Origin of the sequence: Kribbibacterium absianum (genome assembly GCF_030067705.1) — a bacterium.
GTDB lineage: Bacteria > Actinomycetota > Coriobacteriia > Coriobacteriales > Atopobiaceae > Kribbibacterium > Kribbibacterium absianum.
In genome coordinates this window covers 380,007-404,052 of record NZ_JASJEX010000001.1, presented here as the reverse complement: position 1 = coordinate 404,052, position 24,046 = coordinate 380,007, and the positions used below count along the sequence as shown (strand labels likewise).

Below are 24,046 nucleotides of genomic sequence, written 5' to 3'. Positions count from 1 at the left end.
ATCCAGACCAAAGGAGCAGCTTTGAGCACCTCCACACCCGTCCGCGTCCGCTTCGCTCCCTCCCCCACCGGTAAGCTCCATGTGGGCGGCGCGCGCACCGCGATCTACAACTGGGCCTTCGCCCGCGCCAATGGCGGCGCCTTCATCCTCCGTATCGACGACACCGACCCCACCCGCTCCACCGACGAGAACGAGCAGATCATCCTGCGCGCCATGCGCTGGCTCGGCCTCGACTGGGACGAGGGCCCCGGCGTCGGCGGCCCCTGCGGCCCCTACAAGCAGACGGAGCGCATCGCCATCTACCGCGAGGCGGCGCAGAAGCTGATGGACGAGGGCAAGGCCTATGCCTGCTTCTGCACCCCGGAGCAGCTGGAGGCGGACCGCGAGGCGGCGAAGGCGCGCAAGGACTCGTTCCAGGGCTACCAGGGTCGGTGCCGCGACCTCGACCCCGCTGAGGCGCAGCGGCGCATCGATGCTGGCGAGCCCTATGTGATCCGCATCAAGGTCCCGCGCGACCGCGGCGACGTCGTGGTCGAGGACGCCGTGCACGGCGAGGTCACGTTCAACGCCAAAGAGCTCGACGACTTCGTGATCGTGCGCTCGGACGGCACACCGACCTACAACTTCACGACCGTCGTGGACGACGCCCTCATGGGCATCACCCACGTCATCCGCGGCGACGACCACCTCTCCAACACCCCTCGCCAGGTCATCGTGTACGAGGCGCTCGGCTACCCGGTGCCGGAGTTCGCGCACATCTCGATGATCTTGGGGCCGGACGGCAAGAAGCTCTCCAAGCGCCACGGCGCGACGTCCGTCGAGGAGTACCGGGACGCCGGCTATGACAGCGAGGCGTTCGTGAACTACCTCGCGCTTCTCGGCTGGGCCCTCGACGGCGAGACGACCATCGTGCCGCGCGAGGTGCTCGCCCGGGAGTTCTCGCTGGACCACGTGTCCAAGAATCCGAGCACCTTCGACCCCAAGAAGCTCGACTGGGTGAACCAGCAGTACCTCCAGGCAATGACCGACGAGGAGTTCGCCGAGCGCGTCCTCGCGCCACAGCTCCTGGCTGCCGGGCTCGAGGACCGCGGCTGCTTCGAGGCGCGTCCGGAGTGGTTCTGCACGCTGGCGAGCGTGCTGAAGCCGCGCACGACGCTTGCCCCGGATGTGGTGGGGCTGGCGCGCTTCCTCTACGAGGGCCCGGCGCCTCAGATCGACGAGAAGGCCATGAAGAAGGCTCTGCTCAAGGAGGACGATGCCAGTCAGTGGCTCTGTGCCGCCCGGGCCGCGCTCAACGACCTCGAGCACTTCGACGCCAGCTCCATCGATGACGCACTGACACGGGTGCAGGAGGAGACCGGGGCCAACAAGCGCAAGTTCTACGGCGCGGTCCGCGCCGCCGAGACGGGCTCGCTCGTGTCACCGCCGCTCGGAGTGTCCATCGAGCTGCTCGGCCGTGCCTACGCCTTGGCCCGGATCGACAACGCGCTCGAGAAGGTCGCCGACGCGCGCGCCTAGCCAGTGACGCCCTGGGCCCGGCTGCCCCGAATCGACCCGCCCGCGCGAGCCGGCCGATTCGGGGCAAAAGGCTCGATGGTTTACCCCTTATCGGCGTCAATCCGGCCATCGAGCCTGCTTGGCGTCGGCTCAGAGCACGTTCGGGGCAAAAGCCGCACTGGTTTACCCACTATCGGCGCACTCGCACGAGAAGTGCGATCCGGGGCAGCTCGCCCGCGATACGGGGCGCACGCGCCGCCCTTCGTCAAGAAAGGACCCACCCATGTTGCCCAGCGCGTTCGAGGTCCTCGGTCCCGTCATGGTGGGCCCGTCCAGCTCCCACACGGCGGGCGCCCTGCGTATCGCGCTCGCGTCGCGCGAGCTTGCCCCGGCACCGGTGACGAGCGTGACGTTCACGCTCTACAACTCGTTCGCGCGCACGTACCGCGGCCACGGCACCGACAAGGCGCTCGTCGCCGGCATGCTCGGCCTGGCCACGGACGACGAGCGGATCCGCGACTCGTTCGCCCTCGCCCGGGAAGCCGGCCTCGCGTTCGACTTCTCAATCAACCCCGACGGCGTCGGGCAGCACCCCAACACGGTCGACATCGCGATGGCCTTCTCCGACGGTGGGCGGCTCACCGTTCGCGGCGAGTCGGTCGGCGGAGGCCGCATGCGGCTCTCGGCGATCGACGGCGTGCCCGTGGACGTGGCCGGCGAGTACCCCACGCTCTTCGTGCGTCACGACGACAAGCCCGGCATGCTCGCAGCGCTCACCGGGGCCCTCTCAGCCCAGCACATCAACATCGCGACCATCCGCACGTTCCGCAACGCGCGCGGGGGCGACGCCTACACCGTGGTGGAGGTGGACGACGCCCTTCCCGAGCCGCTCCTCGCCTATGTGCGCTCCACCCCCGGCGTGAGCTTCGCCACCGCCATTGCAATCCCGGGCGCAGGGCCACACCTGGGCACCGAGGCGCCTGCCTGCGATTTCCGCAACGGGGCCGAGCTGCTCGCCCTCTGCCAGTCCGAGAACCGCTCCATCGGCAGCGCGATGCGCGCCCGCGAGACGTCGCTCGAGGGGTCCGAGCAGGCTGTCGACGACGCGATGGGGCGCGTGCTCGCCGCCATGGACCACGAGGTCCGGGCCACCATCGAGCAGCCCCGCCGCTCGCTGGGCGGCCTCCTGCATGGCCAGGCGCGCGCCGTTTCCGACAAGAGCGCGGCGCTTCAGGGCGCGCTTCTCGGCCCCGCGCTCTCCCGAGCCACGGCTTATGCGATGGCGACGCTCGAGCTCTCCAGCTCCATGGGCGTGATCGTCGCGGCGCCCACGGCGGGCTCCTCGGGCGTCGTGCCGGGCGCCCTCATCGCTTGCGCGGAGGCAATGGGCGCCCGGTCGCGGCTCTCAGGCGCGTTGTGGTGCGCAGCGGCAGTCGGAGCCGTCATCTCGGGCAACGCGACCGTCTCTGGCGCCGAGGGGGGCTGCCAGGCCGAAGTCGGAGCCGCTGCCGCCATGGCCGCGGCTGGCCTGTGCCAGATGCTCTACGGTTCCCCCGAGACGTGCCTCGACGCGGCGGCCATCGCCATCGCGAACATGCTCGGCCTCGTGTGCGACCCGGCCGGCGGCCTTGTCGAGTTCCCGTGCCAGGACCGCAACGCCGCGGGCGTCGCGGCGGCCTTCACAGCGGCACAGTTGGCCTTGTCGGGCGTCAAGAGCGTGGCCACGTTCGACGACGCCGTGACGGCCCTTGCCGCCGTGGGGCACTCGATGCCGGCGGCGCTCCGCGAGACCGCGCTCGGCGGCCTCGCCGTCACCCCGAGCGTGTGCCTCGCCTGCGAGCAGCCCTGCGCTTGAGCGCGCTAACCCACAACAGAGTGCGCTCTCTGCGTCGGGCCTCGTGCGAGCTCGGGCTCAGGCCAGTCTGCCCAGCCGCTTGTTGACGGACTTCCCGCCCTTCTTGGTGCGGAACGTCGTCGCGACGCCGCACAGCACGGTGTAGCCGTAGAACGTCACGAGGCGCCACACGAGGTACGCTGCGGTCGCCGCCGTTCCGAACAACGGCCCGAAGAACACCGCGAAGGCGGCCTCGATGCCACCCGTGCCGCCGGGCAACGGGATCGAGTTGCTCACGAACTGCACGAGCGCGCCCGCCGTGATCGCGATGAGGAACGGCGTGGGTCTCCCGAACGCCATCAAGATGAACCACGGGCTCCCGTACAGGATGGACAGCTGCGCGGCGCTCGCGAGGAACATCGCCGCCATGGCCCGCTTGTGCCTCACGGCGCCACGGAACGCGCTCGCGAACTGTTCCACCTGCGAGTCCACCGCAACGCGCCACTCCGGCACATGGGGCGCGAGCCGCTTGAAGCCCTTCTGCTCCACCCAGTCCAGCAGGCGGTTCGCAAGCCTCCTGACCCAGTGCGGGAAAAGGCACACGCACAGCGTCACCGCGAACTGCGCGAACTTGATCGCAAAGAGCACGAAGTTGAGCCACACGACTGAGCCGTAGTGCTCGGTGAAGTAGCCCCAGCTCACGGCGAGCAGCCCTCCGCAGAGCGCTACCTCGGCGACCTGGTACATGAGGAAGCGCGTCAGCTGAAGCGCGGTGGCCTCGCCAGCGCCGAGCCCCTCCTTGACGAGCACGACGATCTGCGCCGGCACCGAGCCCATCATCATCGGGGTCAAGTTGCCGAAAAAGGTGCCGCTCGCCTCGACCGCGCAGAGGTCCATGACACCGAGCGGCGTCTTCGGGTCCAATGCCGCCGCGATCGCGAACGCCAACGTGCCGAACCCGAGATACAGCGCCATCATCGCGCAGGCCGCGACGACCCAGCCGGTCTGAACGCCCTGCAGCGCGTGCCAGAGCTGCTCGGACTGCCCGGTCGCGACCACGTAGACCCCGAACCCCACCAGCACGACGGCCATGAACACGGCGCCGATCACGGCATCGCGCTTGTTCTTCTTCTCGTTGTCCATGGCGGGAACCTGGACGGGGCCCGGCTTGTCCGCGCCGACGTTGGCGGCACCGACGTCGTCGGTCACCTGGGGCTCGTGTGCCTTTGTGGGCTCGTCGGTCATATCCGAAGAGGCTCCTTTGAGCGGGTGCGCTTCCGCCGGTACCTACCCGAAGCCCGTCGGCGACGATGCGTCACCGATCCTTCCGTCGCGACTTGAACACCGTCTCCTTCTTGCGACCGCGTCGCACGGTTCGCCCCTCCATGGAATCGCGCCGGTCGCCCACGAGCAGCGACACGCCGGCGCCCCGCTTGAGACGCTGGCCCTTCTGCGCCGGCCGCCCCACCGAGACCGTCGCATGCATGCCCCTGCGATGGACGAACGTGTTCCAGCGCTGGTAGATGGAGCGGTGGTGATTGGATCGCAGCGCCGACAGCGGCAGCGCCACGAGCGTGGGGATGAAGAAGGAGGCGAGACGCCAGATGACGAACCCGGGCGTGGCCATCGCGCCGAAAATGGGGCCGAAGAAGAACGCGAAGCCGGCCTCGTTGCCGCCCGTGCCACCGGGCAGCGGCACCGAGTTGCCGATCATCTGCACCATGGACGCCGCGGCCAGGCACGTGAGGAAGTCGGCCTGCATGCCGAGGGCGTTGAGCACGAACCACGGCACCGAGTAGAACCCCACCATCTGCCCCAGCGTCGCGAGCCACGTGAGGGCCAGCGACCACTTGTGCTCGAACGAGGCACGGAACGCATCCGAGAACTGCATGACCTGCTCGTTCACCATTTGGTAGTACTTGTCGTAGGTGGCGTCCCCGATCCAGTTGTGGCGCCAGGCGAACTTGATCCCCCAGTTGCCCACACGAATCACGAAGCGCGGCAAGAGGCACACGATGAGCAGGCCGGAGGCCTGCGCGGTCTGGATCGCGAACACCACGAGGTTGAGGAACACGATGTTGCCGTAGGTGTCCACGAAGAACTGGAACTTGAGGAGCAGGAGCACCGCCGCGACGACGACCTCCCCCGCCTGGTACATCACGAAACGGGTGAGCTGGAGCGCCGTCGCCTCGCCCACCTCCAAGCCGGCGCGGGTCAGGCGGTAGATCTGCGCCGGCACCGTGCCCGAGCTCATCGGCGTCAGGTTGCCGAAGAGCACGCCGCTCGCCTCCACCGACAGGCAGTCGCGAACCCCCACCGGGCTCGATGGGTCGATATAGACGGCGAACACGAACGCCAGCGTGCCGCACAGGGTGTTGAAGGCCATGCAGGCGAGCGCGCCGACGAGCCAGGGCACGGACGCGTTCGCGAGCGCGCCGACGAAGTCGCCCATCTGACCGGTGATGAGGATCCACGCGAAATAGACGCCGAGGATGACGGCCATGAAGACCGCGCCCTTGCGCGCCTTCGCCTTGTCGCCCTCGTCCTCCTCGGCGACGGACGCAGGGCGCGCCTTGGGCGCGGCGGCCTTCGAGGATGCAGACTGGGGCCGAGGCTGGGGCTCCGCGTCCTTCTCGGACGTGGCCGTTTGCTTCGCCGACCTCTTCTTGGGCGCGACGTGCGCGGCGCCCGCGATGCCGATCTTAAGGTGAGAGCGCTGGGGGCGCGCGGGGGCCCGATGGTCCGGAGCTGCGGCCGCGCTCCCCTTCTCGGCGGCCTTCTTGCCCTCTTCGTCCAGCTCGTCGTAGAAGCCGACAAAGGACTCGAAGGGCTGCTCTGCCGCCTCGAGTTCGCGCTCGGTCAGCGGCGCGGCAGGCTCCTTCTCGGCGGCATCGTCGCTCCGGCCCCGCTCCTTGTCGCTCACGCCGCCCCCTCTCGCCGAGCCTCGCCCTTTGACCTTCGGCAAACGCTACTCACCATACCGCGACCGCCGCAGCTGTGAACAAAGCGGGGACGCGCCCCACTAGAAGTACGGAGACGCCGGAGGATGAAGAAGGCGGGGGACAACCGTCCCCCGCCGGCGGCTATGCACATGAAGGAACGGTGGAGGCGTTCTTCCCATGGCCCGACAGAGGCGCAAAAGAAGGCCCGGACGCTGCGAACCCGCAGGTCAGCAGTGTTCGGGCAGATGGTGTCTGGTGGGCCCAGCAGGATTCGAACCTGCAGTCAAGGGATTATGAGTCCCCTGCATTGACCGTTATGCTATAGGCCCTGGTACAGAAAAGGGCGACGGCTCAACGCCGCCGCCCCGTCATTTCTGGTGGAGATAAGGGGGATCGAACCCCTGACCTCATGACTGCCAGTCATGCGCTCTCCCAGCTGAGCTATATCCCCGTGGGTTGGTGCGGGGATTACTATAGCAAAGCCTCGCCGCCGTGCAACGGGAATTTTCGTTTTTCTTTTCCCAGGTCCTCTTCAGCCTCTCGGCCCTCTGGAGGGGGTCCTGCCGTCACCGTTTTCTCCAAACCCCTCGCCTATTCTTTGACGCATCTGCACAAGTTTCGAGAAAGGCAGCGCCTTATGACCAAGGTCGCCGTTGTCGGCTGCACGCATGCCGGCACCTTCGCCACGCAGTCCATCCTTACCGCCCATCCCGACTGGGAGGTGCACGTCTTCGAGCGCAACGACACGCTGTCGTTCCTCTCCTGCGGCATCGCGCTTTGGGTCGGCGACCACGTGAGCGACCCCAACAAGATGTTCTACAGCTCTCCCGCCGCCCTGGCCGAGCTCGGCGCCACAATGCACATGTGCACCGACGTCACCTCGCTGGACGCCAAGGGCAAGACCCTGAAGTACCGCGGCCTCGACGAGCCCGAGGGCGTCGAGCACGAGCTCGCGTTCGACAAGCTCGTCGTGACCACCGGCTCCAAGCCCGTCGTGCCGCCGTTCGCTGGCCTCGAGCAGGCCATGGAGGCCGAGCGCGTCCTCCTCTGCAAGAACTGGGACCACGCCAAGCAGATCAAGGAGCTCTGCACCGGCGCCAAGTCCGTGACCGTGATCGGCGCCGGCTACATCGGCGCCGAGCTGGCCGAGCAGCTCTCCGAGGCGGGCGTCGCCGTGACGCTCGTCGACATGACCGAGCACGTCCTCGCCCGCACGATGGACGCCGACGTGGCCGCCGCCGTGGAGCAGGCCTACTGCGAGCACGGCGTGAAGCTGGCCCTCGGCGAGAATGTGGAGTCCTTCCACCTCACCGACGGCGGCGTCGTCGTGAAGACCGACCAGGCGGAGCACGAGACCGAGTACGCGATCCTCGCCATCGGCTTCTCGCCGCGCACCGAGCTGTGGGCCGGCCAGTTCGAGGCCCTGCCCAACGGCGCCATCCGCGTGGACCAGTACCAGCGCGCCACGCTCGCCGGGGAGTCCGAGCCGAGCCAGGACGTCTTCGCCGCCGGCGACTCCTGCTCCGTGATCTACAACCCCACGCACACGGACTTCTACAACCCGCTCGCCACCAACGCCGTGCGCCAGGGCCTCGTCGTGGGCGCCAACATGCTCGAGCCCACGCAGGCGTACCTCGGCACCCAGGGCACCAGCGCCGTGCAGCTCTACGACCTCTCCATCGCCGGCACCGGCCTCACGCTGCAGAACGCCGAGCAGATGGGCGTGGACGCGCAGGCCGTCACGATCGTCGAGGACTACCGCCCGGCGTTCCTGCTGACGACCGCGCCGGTCACCTGCACCCTCGTCTGGGAGAAGGGCACCCGTCGCGTGCTCGGCGCCCAGTTCATGTGCACGCAGCCGGACGTGGGCCAGGCCGCGAACGCCGTCTCCATCGCCATCGCCGCCGGCTTCACCATCGACCAGCTGGCCGGCGTGGACCTGCTCTTCCAGCCGCAGTTCTGCCAGCCGATCAACTACATCGGCTCGGTCGCGATGGCGGCTGTGGCCGCCGCCAACGCGTAGGCGCACACCACGTTCCACTGCACACAAGACGGCCGGGAGGCGAACCCTCCCGGCCGTTTCTCTTTGCGTGCCCTGTGTGCGTCACCGGGACTCAGCGGTTCTGGATCTCGTTCACCTGTTTGATCTTGATCGAGATGCTGCCGTCCGGCGCGCTCTCGAACTCGAGGAAGTCCGGGTTCTTGCCGTACTCGGCCGGGAACGTGATGTCCACGCCCGTGTCGGTGCGGATGCGGTGCTTGGCAGCCACACGCCGCGCCACCTCGGGCTCCACCGTCACGCGGTCCGGCAGCCCCTCGTCGGCCGCCTCGGCCACGAAGCGCTCCCGCAGCGTGTCGGTCTCGAACACCTCCCGCGCCAGCAGCTCGGGCGCGAGCGCCTCGTCCGCCTCGGCCGTCTCGGACACGTAGGCCTTCGCCCGGGCGACGGCCTCCGCCGCGTTGGCACCGAACTCCTCGGCCACCGCGTTCACCAGGCCGCAGACCTCCGTCACCACTTCCTTGCTCGACGGTTCGTCCGTGCACTGCAGGAGCTTCTCGGGGAGCAGCTCGACGCTGTGGCCGGCGATCTCGCGCGGCTCGTCGCAGAAGCGCACGTCGCCTGCGGCGGACACCACCGCGAACGACGCCACCTTCTGGCCGGGGTTCGGCATGATCGCGTAATGCTGGGCGATCGACGCACGGGTGTGGCCCAGCTCGTCCTTCCCCACCTCGTGCATGTACGCCTGCTTGCTCTCCAAGATGACAAGGGCCAGGTACCGGGGCGCCTGGGCCTCGTACATCACCTCGACCTCCTCGTCGGTGAGGTCGTTCACAGGCTTCTCCTTGGCACCCTCGAAATCGAGGAACAGCATGTCGAACGAGTCCGTGTGCTCCATCTGCGTCATCTGGGCGATCAGGAACTCGGCCACGGACGCCGTGAACGGCACGAAACCCACCTGGCCGCGGAAGAACGACGCGACGTCCCGGGCGAACGCGCTCTCGGGCACGAACGCCCCGCGCCGCGCGTCGAGGTTGCTCAGCGCACGGCGCGCCTGCGAGCCCACGTAGCGCTTGATGTGGTCCTGGGACAGGTCCATCGGCGCCTCTGAGAAGACCTTGACGCAGGACTTGGCGTCGTAGGTGTGCAGGATCGCTTGGTTGACGCGCATGGGGCCTCCCTCGCCGAGACGGACAGCGATCAAAGATGGTAGCGCAGCGACGGGCACCGCCGCGCCGTGTTCCACCGTCTTCGGCCTTCCCGCGCAGAGGCACGATGTCAACGAACCGCGACATGCTCGTCCCCGCCGGCCCTGCCGCCGCCCAAAACAAAAGACCCCCAGCGCACCGGGGGTCAGTCGTTCCATGGAGGCGACGCCCAGATTCGAACTGGGGGTAAGGGCTTTGCAGGCCCCTGCCTTACCACTTGGCCACGTCGCCAATGTAAAAGGCCGGAGATGGTCCGGCCGAAGTTCACACTGGAGCGGACAACGGGATTCGAACCCGCGACCCCCACCTTGGCAAGGTGGTGCTCTACCAACTGAGCCATGTCCGCTTGCGGGAGCTACTGTACCGCACTCACCCGAGCGGCGCAAGCGGGGTTTACAAACTCTGCGGGGCTCAGGCTACGCGATCTTGGCCTCCCAGGACTCCTCCTCGACGGGGCCGAACCCGCGGCTCGAGAAGAGCTTGGTCATCCGGGCCACCGTCCCGTTGCCGGTGGGCTTGCGGAAGATGTCCACCTTGTCGCAGAGCAGGCGCATGATCTTGATGCCGCGGCCGTGCTCCAGCGTCGGGACCGGCTCCTCGTCGCTCGCGATGGAGAAACCCGGGCCGTTGTCCACGGCCTCGATCACCAGGCGGTCGTCGAACACGGCGAACGTGAGGAACCCGCAGGCCTCGGGCGTGTGGAGCACGCAATTGCCCATGGCCTCGCCGGCGGCGAGGGTCATGTCGAAGACCTCTTCGTCCGTGAGCGGCAACATGACGAGCAGCTCGCGCAGCCGCGCGCGGGAGGCCTCGAGGTTGCCGGCGTCAATCTTGATGGTGAGACGTCGCTTCGGCGTGACGCCCGGCTTGAGCGGCGCCACGGCACCGACCGCCTCCGGCTTCTGGGTGCAGGGGATGAAGGAGGTGAGGCACCCAATCGAGAGGGCGCGCATCGTGTTCTCGGACACGTTCGCCAGAGAAAGCAAACCCCCGCGGTTCCGCATCGCGCGCGACTCCGCGAGGATCATCGCCATGCCAGTGGAGTCCACGTACTCCACCCCGTCCATGTCGAGGATCACCCGCTTGCAGCCGCCCTCAACGATGCGGTCGAGGTGCTGGCGAAGAACGGGCGCCGTCGTGAGGTCGAGGTCGGACCGGACGGGCACGAGCATGCAATCGGACACGATCAGCACCGGCGCCCCTCCTCTCAGACTTCGACCCGGCCTTTGCGCCGCTCGGCTCTTACCCCGAGCGACTCCCTAGGAGCCGATCCCACAGCTCTTGTTGTTCAGTGCGACCATAACGTGCTGTACCCAAACGGCAGCTGAAAAGCAACGATGCGCGACGCCTCGGCGCCGCGCCCCTCTGGGCGCTCAGTGGCGAGGCCACAGGAAACCATTCATGTTCTTAGATACTCCCTGCTCACAGAATGTCCTGCCAAAGGAATATGAAAGGACTCGTGGCCGGCGTCTCGCAGCTCGCCATCGAGACACCACATATCGATATCCCTACATATATCGAGCATAGGCGCAATTACGGCAACCAGTTGTGCAATGACGAGACCTTAAGCCTGTTCTCAATCACCACAAACACGCTACAAACCAAAAGGTATGTCCTTTGGAAAAAGGGGGAAGGGTCACCGGCCGGTGCCGTTAAGGGCGGCATCGGCGCTCTCGCCCTCGAACCGTTCCCAGTCGGTGTCAGGCTCGATATGCACCATGACCTCGACCACCTCCGGGTGCGCGGCCTGGACCGCCTGCTCCACCTCTCCGGAGACCCCATGGGCCTCAAGGACCGTCATCTGCGGGTCCACGAGCACATGGAGGTCGACGAAGACCTCTCCCTCCGTGCCGCGTGTGCGCACCGAGTGGACCGAGGCGACGCCGGGCACCCGCTCGGCCACGTCGCGAAGTTCCCCGGCCGGAATGCGCGCCTCGTCCGAAAGCGTCGCGTTCGCGGCCTTGAGCACCTCGATGGCACTGAAGACGATGGCCACGCCCACCACGATCGACGCGACGGCGTCCGCCACCGGAAAGCCCAGCTGCACGAACACGAGTCCGACCACGACCGACACGGACACGTAGGCGTCCGACTGCGTGTGGCGCGCGTCGGCGACGAGCACCTCGCTCTTGAGGCGCTTGCCGGCTCGCCGCTCGTACAGGCTCACCCCGATGTTGATGGCCAAGGTGCCGAGCATGACCGCGTAGCTGCCGGCATCGACCACCACGTGGTGCTCGCCGGTGAGGAGCGCGTGGAACCCTTCCGAGAACACGTTGACGGCCGCGAAGACGAGCATCGCGCCGATGGCGACGCTCGCATAGGTCTCGAACTTCGCATGGCCGTAGGGATGGTCCTTGTCGGCCGGGCGCGCCGCGAGCGTGACGCCCGCGATGCCCACGATGTTCGAAACGGCGTCAAAGGCGCTCGCGATGCCGTCAGTGCGCATGGAGAGCGACCCGGTGGCGAGGCCGTAGAAGAACTTGGCGGCCGCCACCGCCAGGTTGAGCCCCATGATCGCCCACAGCACGCGGTTGATGGAGCGGAAGCGGCTCTCGGACTCCTGGAACCCCACGCTAGGCCACCTCCCCCTCGGGACGGCGCAGGCCGTCGTAACGGACGGTCATCAGGGCCACGTCGTCGTCAAGATGGCTCTCGGTGAAATCGAAGAGCGTGCTGAGGATGCGCTCCGGCAGCTCCTCGACCGGCGCGTCGATGTTGCGCACCACCGTGTCGCGGAGGCCGATCTCGCAGAAGAACGTGCCGTCCGGCTTGCGGGCCTCGGTGGCCCCGTCGGTATAGAGCAGCACCTCGTCGCCGGGGCGCAGGCGCACGCGGCCGTCCCGGTAGACCATCTCCCGGAAGGCCCCCACGACGCCGCTCTGCTCGCTCAGCAGCTCGATGTCGCCATCTTGGGGGTGCAGGAGCAGCGCGGGCGGATGCCCGGCGGAACAATAGGTCAGAAGGCCCGTGGACAGGTCGATGACGCCCATGAACACCGTTGCAAAGGTCTCGAGGCTCGAGAACCCGAGGAAGAAGTCGTTGAGCGAGCGCACCGCGTGCGCCGGCATCAGGCCCTCCCAAGCGTAGGCACCGAGGGACGTGCGCACGGCCGCCGAGACGGAGGCAGCCTGCACGCCCTTGCCGGCGACGTCGCCGAGGATGATGCAGGCGCGATGCTCGGGCAGCTGGATGAGGTCGTAGAAGTCGCCGCCCACGTACGCGGTCTCCGTGGCCGAGTTGTAGATGGCCTTCGCGGTGAGCCCGTCGACCCGCTGCAGGTTGTTGCCGATGCCGGTCTGGAGGGTGCGGGAGATGAAGGTCTCCTGGGCCTGCTGTGTCTCCCGGCACTCGAGCCGGTACACGTCTTGGACGAAGCGCTTGTACAACGTGGCCTCGAGCGAGTCCACAGGACCGAGAGCGGCGTCCCGGACCACGAGGAAGTTCCGCGGCCTGCCGGCGAGACGGTCCACCACCATGAGGAAGCCGGTGCGCGGGGTCTCGAGGGCGCTCAGCCAGGCCTCGAGCTCGCCGCCCTTGGCCGGCGAGACGAGGGTGACGCCGTCGTCCATCTCCCCCTCCTCCATCTGCCTGCGCGTGAACGGGAAGTCGACGATGCCCTGGCCAGGAACCTCGGCCTCGAACACGCGGCGCCCCTGGTTGAAATAGAGCGTGATGACCTCGCACCCCACGGCACCGGCAAGGGTCTCGAAGGCGCTCAGGTAGTCCTCCGCGCGCACACGGGGGCCCTTCTCCTCGATGGAGACGAGCAGCTCGCTCGAGACGTTCTGGATCTGCTCGGACGACCGCGACTGGGCCGAAGCGGCGGCGGTCATGAGCTCCGTCGCATGATGGTAGGAAAGGATGTCGAGCACCTTGGCGTCGTGACCGTGCAGCGCGTGCGGGGCGATCCAGCCCACCACCGAGAAGGCGACCACCATCGTGCCGAATATCACGGGCACCACAAAGAACGAGGCGAGCGGGGGAACCTGCCGGACGCCGTAGCGCAGGGCGGTCCCGGTGGCTTTGTCGACCACGGAGACAAAGTCGGGGTCGTCGTCGCCCGGTGCCTTGGCGCGGTCGAACGCGACCGTGCGGGTCTGCTCCAACGGGAGCTCGGCGACGCTCCCCTCACGGTCGATGAACGTGGGGACGGCGCCGTGCGGGACGCCGCCTGAGAAGCTCTTGAGGACGAAGCCGCCCTCCTCGGCAAGATAGAGGGCAGCGGCGTCGGCGTCGACGACGGAGCGCAGCTCGGCCGTCAACAGGTCGTGGACGCCGGAGGGGTCGCCGGTGCCCGCAGCGCTCACCAGCTCATGGAGCAGCCGGGAGGACTCACCGTTGGCAAAGGCGCTCGCGGCCAGCTCGTCCGCCGCGAGGCGCGCGTCGGCGTTCCCCACCAGGTTGAGCGGGGCGGTCGTCACACAGCGGCGCGTGGCCGCGAGGTCGCGGATGTTCGCCACCTCCGACCGTTCGGGGACGTACGTCACCGGAACCTGCACCGACTCTGCGGCCCGGGCGGTGAGGACAAAGCAGTCGCTCTCCCCCAGCGGCTTGGCGCGCACCACGACCGGCAGGAGCGTTCCGGAGGCCGGTCGGCGACAGGAGAGCGTGACGGGCTCCCCGTCCATCGGGAACGGCCACCCGCACCGACGCGACGGGACGCCGGAGGGCGGCAGGAGCAAGGAGCGCACGTCGATGCCCATGAGCTGCTGGCGGCTGAGGCCGCATAGGTCCGCGAAGTTCTCGTTGGCGAGGATGATGTTGCCGTCCATGTCGTAACCGGCGACGGCGTCCGTGACGAGCGACAGGATGTTGAACACGCCGCCCAGGCTCGTGAACGCGCCGATGCACTCCTGCCCCGAGCCGGCCGTGATGGTGTTGCCCAGGATCAACGGTGCCTCCTTTGGAGGTCTCGGCCGAGGAGGGCTCACCGAGCCCCCTGCGCTCCCCCAGCGCATAGCCTGGCGACTATGGTAGCCCTGAGAGAAACGAGGGGAATGTAAGGGGCGCTCATGTATCCACGATGAGCATCGATATGGTAACACCCTTAGCAAAAGCTAAGAAAAAAGACCCCGAAGGGTCTTTGAGAGATCATGGTGTCGGAGGCGGGACTTGAACCCGCACGCCCTTTGAGTCAGGCACTAGCACCTCAAGCTAGCGCGTCTGCCAATTCCGCCACTCCGACATTGGTGCGGGGAAAACAATACCACAGTGCCACCCCCGCGCAACCGACTTTTTGGAATTGTTTGTGGCGCCGCGCCGGAGGCGCGCGCGGACGCCCTCTTCCGTCGTCCTACGCGAGGAAGAGCAGCGCGACACGATAGACCGCGAAGGCCACGACCCAGGCCACGACCAGCTGGAACACCACCGCACCGAGGGCGTACCTGCGCGACTTGCTCTCCGTGGCGATGGTGGCGATGGTGGCGATGCACGGGACGTAGAGGAGGCAGAACGCCATGAACGCGAGTGCGTTGGCGGGGCCAAAGCCGATGGCCAGGAGCGCCTCGTGCAGCGCCGCGGTGCCCACGGACGCGCCACCGATGCCGAAGAGCACCGACACGGACGAGACGACGACCTCCTTGGCGGAGATGCCCGCAAGGAGGGCGACGGCCAGGCGCCAGTCGCCGGAGCCGATGGGCGCCAGCACCGGCACGAGCAGCCGGCCGAGCCACGCGCCGAAGGACTGGGCCACGTCGCCGTCCACGTACCCTGCGGTACCGAAGTTGAGGAGGAGCCACATGATCACCGACGCGGCGAAGATCACCGTGCCGGCGCGGGTCACGTAGTCCTTGACCTTCTCCCACACGTAGATCCACACCGTGTGGGCATCGGGCATCTTGTACTCCGGCAGCTCGATCAGCAGCATGCCGCCCGCGTCCGGGTCCTTGTCGCGCCCGCGGACCACGAGCAGCACGAGCAGCGCCACCAGGATGCCAAGCACGTACATCGAAAAGGCCACGACGCCCGCCCACTGGTCGAAGAACAGACCCGCGAACAGCACGTAAATCGGCAGGCGCGCGGAGCAGCTCATGAACGGCGTCACGAGCATGACCTTGCGGCGGTCCTCCATGCGCTCCAGCGTGCGGGAGCTCATGATGGCCGGCACCGTGCAGCCGAACCCGAGGATCATCGGGATGAACGCGCGACCGGAGAGCCCGAGGCGCCCCATGATTCCGTCCATCACGTAGGCCACGCGGCTCATGTAGCCGGAGTCCTCGAGGAACGCGAGGGCCGTGAAGAGGATCGCGATGTTGGGCAGGAACGTCAGCACCGTGCCCACCCCGCTGATCGCGCCGTCGCACACCAGGCTCACGACCATGGGGCTCGCACCGATCTTGTCGAGGCCATCGGCCACCCAGCCGTTGAAGGCGTCGAGCCACTCCTCGAAGACGCCCTTGACAGCGTCGCCGAGCACGAAGGTCAGGGCGAACACCCCGCCCATGATCAAGAGGAACACCGGGATGGACCAGTACTTGTTGGTGAGGACGCGGTCGGCCTTGTCGGTGGTCTCCGCGCGGGCGCTCCGGTTGAACACGCACTCCGCGACGATCTCCGAGATGAAGTCGTAGCGCTCGCGGATGAACTGGCCCTCGCAGCTGTGTTCGAGCACCGGCAGCTCGAGGGGGTAGTCGCGCCTCACCGAGACGTCCCCCTCGAGGAGCTTGGTCGCATACCAGCGGGCGTTCCGGACGTCCGGGTACGCCTTCTTGAACTCCGCGCGGACCGCGTCGATCTTCTGCTCGAGGTCCGGCGAGTAGACCATCACGTACTTCTCGTGCTTCTCGGGCATGCCGTCGTCCACGGCGTGCTCGTGCTGGATCGGGTCGTGGCGCACGCCCTTGTGGTGGTAGGCCGCATGGAGCAGCGGCTGCAGGCCCTCGCGCTTGCGGGCGGACACGGGGATCACCGGGCAACCGAGCGTCTCGGCTAGACGGTGGATGTCGATCTCCATGCCGCGCTTGCGCACGACGTCCATCATGTTGAGCGCGACGACGACCGGCTTCCCGAGCGCCAGGAGCTGCAGCGTGAGGTAGAGCGACCGCTCGAGCGAGCTCGCGTCCACGACGTCGACGATCACGTCGGCATCGCCCGAGAGCACGTACGAGCGCGCGACCTCCTCCTCCATCGTGTAGCTCGTGAGCGAGTAGGTGCCCGGCAGGTCCACGAGGCGCACCTCGAAGCCCTCGAAGGTGGTGTGGCCCTCCTTGCCCTCGACGGTGACGCCCGGCCAGTTGGCGGTCTTGAGGTTCGCGCCCGTGTAAGCGTTGAAGAGCGTGGTCTTGCCGCAGTTCGGGTTGCCTACAAAGGCGATGGTCATCCCAGGGTGTCCGAGCTCCTCGCCAGGCTTCTCGGGGATGGACTCGTAGGTGAAATGGCGCTCGAAGTCATTCATCCTAGCGACCCTCTCCCTGGCTGGCGTCCGGGTCCTCGGCCGTCCCGGAGGGCCTTTGTCCCGCACCGGCCGTGCGGGTGTGGGAGCCGGGCCACACGCCCGGGGCGCCCACGGCCGACGAGGCCGCCACCGGGACGAACCGGTTGCGCTCGGGAGGGAGCGGCTTAGGCTCCGCCGGCTCCACCTGGATGCCGGAGCTGAGCGTGCGCCCCATTGCCCAGCGCGTCTCGCGCAAGCGCACGATCACGGTGCCATGGCTCTTGTTGTTGAGCACGTCGATGACCACGCCCGGCGTCATGCCGATGGACTCCAGCCGTCGGGCGGTGGCCTCCGGCAACCCTTCGAACGACAGGACAGTGTACGAGCGCCCGATCGCGCCCTGGTCCAACGTCTGTGCCACGGTCTCCCCTTATGTTGGTTGGTGTCTCGCTCGGTGAGTACCCATAGGGGCGGCCATGAAAGCCGGTCGTCCCGCAAGTTTGCCTTGAAGAACTCACAGAGAGAAAACGCCCGCCCGGCGGACCGGACGGGCGTCGGACGGACGCTTCACGCACCTAGAGCTTGATCGAGGTGCCCTTGATCGGGAACGGCTCCGCGTGCCAGCAGGCGCAGAAGTGACCGGGGGCCACCTCTTCCATTGGCGGCTTCTTCTGGGAGCACTCCGCCGTCGCGATCGGGCAACGGGTGTGAAAGCGACACCCGGTGGGCGGGTCGATGGGGCTCGGCGGGTCGCCAGCAAGGATGATGCGCTCCCGGCTCTTCTGGATGTCCGGGTTCGGGATGGGCACCGCCGACAGCAGCGCCTGCGTGTACGGGTGATACGGCTCGGAATAGAGGGTGCGCCAGTCGGACTGCTCCATCAGGTTGCCGAGGTACATCACGGCCACCCGGTCCGAGATGTGCTGGACCACGGACAGGTCGTGCGCGATGAAGAGGTACGCGGTGCCGTACTCCTTCTGCAGCTCGCCCAGAAGGTTCAGCACCTGGGCCTGGATCGAGACGTCGAGGGCCGAGACGGGCTCGTCGCAGATGATGAGTTTGGGGTGCAGCGCGAACGCACGCGCGATGCCCACGCGCTGGCGCTGGCCGCCGGAGAACTCGTGCGGGTAGCGGTTGATGTGCTCGGGGTTGAGGCCCACGATGTCGAGCAGCTTGCGCACGTAGTCCATGCGCTCCTCGTTGGAGCCCATCTCGCCGTGGATCACGAGCGGCTCCGAGACGATCTCGCCGATGGTCATGCGCGGGTTGAGGCTCGCATAGGGGTCCTGGAAGATGTACTGCATGTCGTGCCGCGCGTGCTTGAGGTCCTTCTTCTTGAGCTGGGCCACGTCCTGGCCGTTGAAGATCACCTTGCCGCCCGTGGGGGCCGTGAGGCGCATGATGCAGCGACCGGTCGTGGACTTGCCGCATCCCGACTCGCCCACAAGGCCGAACGTCTCGCCGACGTCGATGGAGAAGCTCACGTCGTCGACGGCCGAGACCTTCTTGGCCATGCGGCTCGCGAACACGCCGGAGTCCACCGGGAACTCCTTGCAGAGGTGCTCCACCTGGAGCAGCGGTTGCTTGTCTGCCATGGGCCTAGGCCTCCTTCTTGGGGTCGGCCGCACCGGCGGCATGCTGCGGCGCGGCTCCCGTGGCCGCCTGCGGCTCGCCGTCGGCGACGTCGCGCGTGGTCGTGGGCGCGTTCTTGGCCACGAACTCCGGGTCGTTGCAGTAGAAGCACCGCGCATAGTGACCCGAGGGCTCCGTGTACACGGGCGGCTTCTCGGCGCGGCAGAGCTCGGTCGCATAGGGGCAGCGCGGCGAGAACGAGCAGCCCTCGGGGACGTTCACGAGCGACGGCGGGTTGCCCTTGATCGGGGTCAGCGGCTTCTTCTCGTTCGTCACCTGCTCGGGAATCGAGCGCATGAGGCCCCAGGTGTAGGGGTGGACCGGATGGTAGAAGATCTCGTCGGCGGTGCCGAACTCCACCGGCTTGCCCGCGTACATCACCATGATCTTGTCGGCGACGTCCGCCACGACGCCGAGGTCGTGGGTGATCATGATGATCGCGTTGCCGTTCTTCTTCTGCATCTCCTGCATGAGCTCGATGATCTGGGCCTGGATGGTGACGTCCAGGGCGGTGGTGGGCTCGTCGGCGATCAGGATGTCCGGGTCGCAGGCCAGGGCCATCGCGATCATCGCGCGTTGGCGCATGCCGCCCGAGAACTGGTGCGGGTAGTCCTTCACGCGCTGCTCAGCGTTGGGGATGCCCACCATCGAGAGCAGCTCGGTCGCACGGTCGAGCGCCTGCTTCTTGGAGTAGCCGCGATGGATTCGAAGCCCCTCCCCCAGCTGGCGCCCGACGGTGTACACCGGGTTGAGGGACGTCATCGGGTCCTGGAAGATCATCGCGATGTCGTTGCCGCGGATGCCCTGCATCTCTGCCTCGGTCATCTCGAGCAGCGACCGCCCGCGGTAGCGCACATCGCCGCCCTCGATACGCCCCGGCGGCATGTCGATGAGCCCCATGATGGTCATCGCGGTCACGGACTTGCCGGAACCGGACTCCCCCACCACGCCGAGGGTCTCGCCCCGGTCGAGCGTGTAGGTCACGCCGTCGACGGCCTTCACCACGCCGTCCTGGGTGTGGAAGTACATCTTGAGGTCGTCCACCTCGAGCAGGTGCGCGCCCTCGGGGATGGGTTGGTTCTTGAGGTCGGTCGCCTCGGCCTTGTTCTTCTTCGCCATAGCGTTACGCATCCTTCATCTTGACGTCGAGCGCGTCACGCAGGCCGTCGCCCAGCAGCGTGAAGGCAAGCACGGTGGTCAGAATGGCGAGGCCGGGCATCAGCATGAGCCACGGCTCGGTGGCCAGGTAGGTCTGGCCGTCCTGGATCATGGAGCCCCAGGAGGGGTTGGGCGGCGTGACGCCCATGCCGAGGTAGCTGAGCGCGGACTCGGTGAGGATCGCGCCGCCGATGTTCATCGTCGCGTACACGACGATCGAGGCCACGGAGTTGGGGAAGATGTGGCGGGCGATGATGCGCGCGTCGCTCGCGCCCATGGAGCGGGCCGCGTCCACGTAATCGTTCTCTTTGACCGAAAGGATCGCGCTGCGGAACACGCGCGCGATGGACGGCCAGCCGAGGATGCCGATCGCGATGAACACGTTCTGGATGCCGTTGCCGAGCACGGCGAGCAGCACGATCACGAAGAGCGTGTACGGGAACGCCAGGAAGATGTCGGCGAGCCGCATGATGATCGTGTCCCAGATGCCGCCGTAGTAGGCGGCGAGGGCGCCCATGATGAGGCCGAGCACCGTCGAGATCGCGGTCGCGAGCAGGCCGACCGTCAGCGAGATGCGCGAGCCGTAGATGACGCGGCAGAGCACGTCGCGGCCGAGGGTGTCGGTGCCGAACGGGTGCTCGGGGGACGGCGGCAGGCGCGAGAGCGCCGACATCTGCGTCGAGTCGATGGCCGTCGGCGAGCCGAGCCATTGCTGCACCCAGAGGTCCGCGGTGACCGCGATGACCGCGATCACGAGGATCCAGACGCAGGCGACGATCGCGAGCCGGTTCTTCCTCAGGCGCCCCCAGGCGTCGCTCCAGAGCGTGCGGGTGGCGTTGTCCTTGTCCACCTCGTCCACGACGGCGTTGTAGGAGCCGCGGAAGTCGCGGTGGTGCTCCGCCTCGGACGGGTGGCTGCCCTCGGACGGCTGGTACGGTGCCTCGACGTCGCCTGCGGCCTGCTCCCGCTCCTCGTGCACGTCGTAGGCGCGGTCTTCCATCTTCTTGAGACCCTGGCGCACCTCGCGGTCCAGGTCCTCTTCGCGCTGTTTCTTTTCCATGGCGCCCCCTTAACCCTGTTCCTTGGGCGCGCCATAGCGAATGCGCGGATCCAGGAAGGCGTAGCTCATGTCGACGATCAGGTTGATGACCATGACCACCACGATGATCACGGTGACGCCGCCGATCACGATGGGCCAGTCGCGCTGCGTGATGGCGCGATAGATCTCATAGCCCACGCCCGGCCAGTTGAAGACGGTCTCGGTGAGGATGGCGCCGGAGAGCATCGCGCCGAAGTCGAGACCGATGTAGGTCACCACGGGGATCAGGGCGTTCTTGAGCGCGTGGTGCACGATCACCTGGCTGCGCGAGAGCCCCTTGGCCTTGGCCGTGCGGATGTAGTCCTGGTTCATGACCTCGAGCAGCTGGGAGCGCATGATGCGCGCCGCGTAGGCCGTGGAGACCGAGGCCAGCGTGATGGCCGGAAGGATGTAGTGGACCCAGTCCATGAAGGGCGAGTTGACCCCGCCGGCGCCGGAGATGGGCAGGAAGAAGGAGCCGCCGGTCCAGCTCTTGAGCCAGATGCCGAAGAACAGCTGGAGCAGCATGCCGAGCCAGAAGGCGGGCATCGCCACGAGGATCGACGTGACGAGCGTCACGAGCACGTCCCAGAACGAGTACCGCTTGATGGCGCTCACCATGCCCGCGCCGATGCCGACGATGGCCTCGACGACGATGGCCACGAGCGCCAGCTTGGCCGTGTAGGGGTACTTCTGCGCCAGGATGGACGAGACGGGCAGCTTACGGGTGTAGGACTGCCCAAGGTCGCCCTGCAGCAGGCCCAGGATGTAGTCCACGTACTGCTCGATCGTGCTGGTGGGCACGGTCTCGTCCAGGTTCTTGGTCACGTTGCCCTCGGCGTCGACCGCCTGGCCGTCGCCGTCGGTCTTGACCAGGTGGTACGCGATGCGCAGTTGCAGCTCGGTCTCTGGTTGGAGCGCCTTGTCGCCGGCGATCAGCTTGATCGGGTCGCCGGGGACGATGTTCTGAACCGCGAACAGGATGAGCGTCACACCAAAGAACACCGGGATGAACTGCAGGAGGCGCTTGACTATGTACTTGCCCATAGACGCCAACTCCCTTGGTTCGTTTCCGACACGAAGAGGGCACGGAGCGCCCCACAGTCCCCTGATGGCGGGGGCATATCGCCGCAGTATACGCGCAGGGGACTGCGCCATACTCAAATCGATGCATCACGTGACGCTACTGAAACGTCATTGAAGCTGAAAGACCTAGAAACAAAGCAGCTCAGCACCAGCGGTTTCGTCTCGCAGACCATACGTAAGTGCATAAAAAGGCGCCGAGCACTTATACTCGGCGCCTTCAGGCGTTGTTGCTCGCTCTCAGTCGCAGCCTTGTGTGAACGTGACCACCAGGGGCAGTCGTCCTACTCCGTGACGGTCATGGACTCGAAGTGGCACTTCTTGGCCGGGTCCATGTAGGCCTCCTGGATGCGCTCGCCGCCCACGAAGTTGTGCTTGTAGAACAAAAGCGGGATAACCGGGAAGGCCTCGGAGATCTGCTTGTTCACGGCCTGCAGGTTGGCGATGCGCTCGTCGTCGTCAACGGTCTGACGGGCGGCCAAGAGGGCCTCGTCGACCTCAGGGTCAGAGAAGCCGGAGCGGTTGTCGCCGTTGCCCGTGTAGAACATCGGGTACAGGAAGTTGTCCATGATCGGGTAGTCGGCGATCCAGCCGAGACGACCGATCTGGTACTCGAGGTTCTGGAGCTGGTCCAGGTAGGCGGCCCACTCGGAGGAGTCGAGGGTCACGTCGAGGCCCACGGCGTCGAGGTCGGCCTGCACGTGCTCCATGATCTCCTTGTGGGAGCCGTCGGAGTTGAAGGACAGCGTGATGGACACGCCGCGGCGGCCGTTGGCGTCCGCCGGGTAGTGCTCGTCGAGCAGCTTGACGGCGGCGTCCTTGTCGTAGTGCGCGTACTCCCAGACGCCCTCCTCGTAGCCGGCGATTCCCGGCGGGATCATGTTGTCCGCCGGGGCGCGGACGCCCATGAAGATGTTGTCGCAGATGGACTGGCGGTTGATGGCCAGGGAGATGGCGCGACGGAGGTTGATGTCCTTCATCGTCTCGTCGGTGTTGTTCACCGTGAGGTAGTAGAGGGACGGCTCCTCGCCGAACAGGGCCTGGGCGCCCGGGGTGACGGTGTAGCCGTCCTCGGACTCGCCGTACGTGGACTTGGCCTCGTCGATCTGCGCGGTCGGGATGTCGCAGAAGTCGAGGTTGCCGGCCTGGAACTCGCGGTAGGCGGTCTCGACGTCCTTCTGGATGTTGAAGTTGATGCCGGCGATGGAGGGCTTGTCGCCGTAGTAGTCGTCGTTGCGGACGAGGTTGATGTACTGGCCGTCCTCCCACTTGCCGTCCATCTTGAAGGCGCCGTTGCCGATGGGGCTCAGGAAGTAGGTCTGGTAGTCGTCGAGCGCGGCCTGCGGCACGGGGGCGAGGGCCGGGTGCGTGGCGACGTAGGGGAAGTCCGCGTACGGCTCTTTGAGCTCGACGACGAAGGTGTTCTCATCGGGAGCGGACAGGCCGGCGAACTCGGTGGTGGTGCCGGCGACGAGCTCGTCGTAGCCCTTCACCATCGAGATGTGGTAGGAGACGTCGGACGGCGCGTCGGTGGTCTTGGGGTCCACGAGACGGGTCCAGCCGCGGACGAAGGCCTCGGCGTTCACCGGGTCACCGTTGTGGAACTTGGCGCCCTCCACCAGGTGGAACGTGAACTGGGTGGCGTCGTCGTTGGCGTCATAGGAGGTGCAGGCCTTGCAGACGACCTCGCCGGCGTTGTAGTCGTAGTCCGTGAGGGAGTCGAACAGCTGGTAGCAGACCTGCGTGCCCTGGTCCTCCTGGACGTTGAACGGGTCGATGGAGACCGGGTTGTTGATGTAGTAGTTCACCGTGGCGCCGCCGGACGCGGCCTGCGCGGTGGCGTCGCCGCCAGCAGCGGAGCCGTCCTCCTTCTTGCACGCGGCAAGCGTCAGAAGTGCGGACGCTGCGGCGCTGCCCTTGAGGAAGGTGCGGCGTCCGATCTTGATCTGGTCGCTCATGCTCTCTCCTTCTGTCTCTGGAGCCGGGTGCGACGCCCCTCTAGCGCGGCCTCCCGTGATGCCCCTGCAGGTCAAGATTGTTTTCGCTCATAACTGAAACGTCCTTGAATCTGCGGTAACGAGGCCACAGTATTCACGATATGCACGACAATTGCAAGAAGATTGAAAGGAATCGGCCTCCCTTTTTCTCGCGACGAAACAAAACCCCAGCTTCCCGGAGTGATGCGGAAAGCTGGGGCACAGTGAGTCCCTCAGTTTGTATTCAAGAGACAGCGGAAGGCGGGC

General features: G+C 66.9%; 16 protein-coding genes and 5 tRNA genes. 3 read left to right on the top strand and 18 right to left on the bottom strand.

What is annotated here, in order from left to right; all coding sequences use genetic code 11:
* The first annotated feature begins 21 nt into the window (after window positions 1-21).
* Both gltX and sdaAB read left to right on the top strand, forming a co-directional pair.
* Window positions 22-1,518, top strand: a complete 1,497-nt coding sequence (gene gltX, locus QJ043_RS01795) for a glutamate--tRNA ligase (protein ID WP_283712457.1) — start codon at window positions 22-24, stop codon at window positions 1,516-1,518.
* A 262-nt stretch (window positions 1,519-1,780) separates the two neighbouring features.
* The gene (gene sdaAB, locus QJ043_RS01790) at window positions 1,781-3,352 is read left to right on the top strand and encodes an L-serine ammonia-lyase, iron-sulfur-dependent subunit beta (RefSeq protein ID WP_283712456.1); all 1,572 of its coding nucleotides are present in this window, start codon (window positions 1,781-1,783) and stop codon (window positions 3,350-3,352) included.
* A 57-nt stretch (window positions 3,353-3,409) separates the two neighbouring features.
* Here sdaAB and QJ043_RS01785 read toward each other — a convergent pair whose 3' ends face one another.
* The 4 genes from QJ043_RS01785 to QJ043_RS01770 all read right to left on the bottom strand — a co-directional run bounded on the left by QJ043_RS01785 (window position 3,410) and on the right by QJ043_RS01770 (window position 6,724).
* Complete coding sequence (locus QJ043_RS01785) at window positions 3,410-4,576, bottom strand: lysylphosphatidylglycerol synthase transmembrane domain-containing protein (protein WP_283712455.1); 1,167 nt, start codon at window positions 4,574-4,576, stop codon at window positions 3,410-3,412.
* Between the two features lie 70 nt (window positions 4,577-4,646).
* Window positions 4,647-6,254, bottom strand: a complete 1,608-nt coding sequence (locus tag QJ043_RS01780; RefSeq protein WP_283712454.1) for a lysylphosphatidylglycerol synthase transmembrane domain-containing protein — start codon at window positions 6,252-6,254, stop codon at window positions 4,647-4,649.
* A 272-nt stretch (window positions 6,255-6,526) separates the two neighbouring features.
* A tRNA-Ile gene (locus QJ043_RS01775) sits at window positions 6,527-6,602 on the bottom strand.
* Window positions 6,603-6,648: 46 nt separating this feature from the next.
* A tRNA-Ala gene (locus QJ043_RS01770) sits at window positions 6,649-6,724 on the bottom strand.
* Window positions 6,725-6,910: 186 nt separating this feature from the next.
* Here QJ043_RS01770 and QJ043_RS01765 point away from each other — a divergent pair.
* Entirely contained in the window at window positions 6,911-8,296 is a 1,386-nt protein-coding gene (locus QJ043_RS01765; RefSeq protein ID WP_283712453.1) for an FAD-dependent oxidoreductase, read from the top strand.
* A 91-nt stretch (window positions 8,297-8,387) separates the two neighbouring features.
* Here QJ043_RS01765 and QJ043_RS01760 read toward each other — a convergent pair whose 3' ends face one another.
* From QJ043_RS01760 to QJ043_RS01695, 14 genes are all read right to left on the bottom strand, one after another.
* The gene (locus QJ043_RS01760) at window positions 8,388-9,443 is read right to left on the bottom strand and encodes a nucleoid-associated protein (protein WP_283712452.1); all 1,056 of its coding nucleotides are present in this window, start codon (window positions 9,441-9,443) and stop codon (window positions 8,388-8,390) included.
* A gap of 194 nt (window positions 9,444-9,637) precedes the next feature.
* Window positions 9,638-9,711: transfer RNA gene (locus QJ043_RS01755), tRNA-Cys, on the bottom strand.
* Window positions 9,712-9,750: 39 nt separating this feature from the next.
* Window positions 9,751-9,826: transfer RNA gene (locus QJ043_RS01750), tRNA-Gly, on the bottom strand.
* Window positions 9,827-9,896: 70 nt separating this feature from the next.
* Window positions 9,897-10,673 carry an anti-sigma factor antagonist gene (locus tag QJ043_RS01745; protein WP_283712451.1) on the bottom strand — a complete coding sequence of 259 codons (777 nt, stop codon included), beginning with the start codon at window positions 10,671-10,673 and terminating at the stop codon, window positions 9,897-9,899.
* Window positions 10,674-11,116: 443 nt separating this feature from the next.
* Window positions 11,117-12,052, bottom strand: coding sequence for a cation diffusion facilitator family transporter (locus tag QJ043_RS01740; RefSeq protein ID WP_283712450.1), 936 nt, complete (start codon window positions 12,050-12,052; stop codon window positions 11,117-11,119).
* A gap of 1 nt (window position 12,053) precedes the next feature.
* Window positions 12,054-14,372: a SpoIIE family protein phosphatase gene (locus tag QJ043_RS01735; protein WP_283712449.1), complete on the bottom strand. Its 2,319-nt coding sequence runs from the start codon at window positions 14,370-14,372 to the stop codon at window positions 12,054-12,056.
* Window positions 14,373-14,574: 202 nt separating this feature from the next.
* Window positions 14,575-14,665 (bottom strand) — tRNA-Leu (locus QJ043_RS01730).
* Between the two features lie 108 nt (window positions 14,666-14,773).
* Window positions 14,774-16,873 (bottom strand): ferrous iron transport protein B, encoded by a 2,100-nt coding sequence (gene feoB / locus QJ043_RS01725; RefSeq protein WP_283712448.1) that lies wholly within the window; start codon window positions 16,871-16,873, stop codon window positions 14,774-14,776.
* Window position 16,874: 1 nt separating this feature from the next.
* Window positions 16,875-17,273 carry a FeoA family protein gene (locus QJ043_RS01720; protein ID WP_283712447.1) on the bottom strand — a complete coding sequence of 133 codons (399 nt, stop codon included), beginning with the start codon at window positions 17,271-17,273 and terminating at the stop codon, window positions 16,875-16,877.
* Window positions 17,274-17,427: 154 nt separating this feature from the next.
* Complete coding sequence (locus tag QJ043_RS01715; protein WP_283712446.1) at window positions 17,428-18,447, bottom strand: ABC transporter ATP-binding protein; 1,020 nt, start codon at window positions 18,445-18,447, stop codon at window positions 17,428-17,430.
* Window positions 18,448-18,451: 4 nt separating this feature from the next.
* Window positions 18,452-19,603 (bottom strand): ABC transporter ATP-binding protein, encoded by a 1,152-nt coding sequence (locus QJ043_RS01710; RefSeq protein WP_283712445.1) that lies wholly within the window; start codon window positions 19,601-19,603, stop codon window positions 18,452-18,454.
* Window positions 19,604-19,607: 4 nt separating this feature from the next.
* Window positions 19,608-20,702 (bottom strand): ABC transporter permease, encoded by a 1,095-nt coding sequence (locus QJ043_RS01705; RefSeq protein WP_283712444.1) that lies wholly within the window; start codon window positions 20,700-20,702, stop codon window positions 19,608-19,610.
* 9 nt (window positions 20,703-20,711) lie between these two features.
* Complete coding sequence (locus tag QJ043_RS01700) at window positions 20,712-21,767, bottom strand: ABC transporter permease (RefSeq protein WP_283712443.1); 1,056 nt, start codon at window positions 21,765-21,767, stop codon at window positions 20,712-20,714.
* A gap of 320 nt (window positions 21,768-22,087) precedes the next feature.
* A complete protein-coding gene (locus QJ043_RS01695; protein ID WP_283712442.1) occupies window positions 22,088-23,761 on the bottom strand; it encodes a peptide ABC transporter substrate-binding protein in 1,674 nt (557 codons plus the stop codon).
* Window positions 23,762-24,046 lie beyond the last annotated feature (285 nt).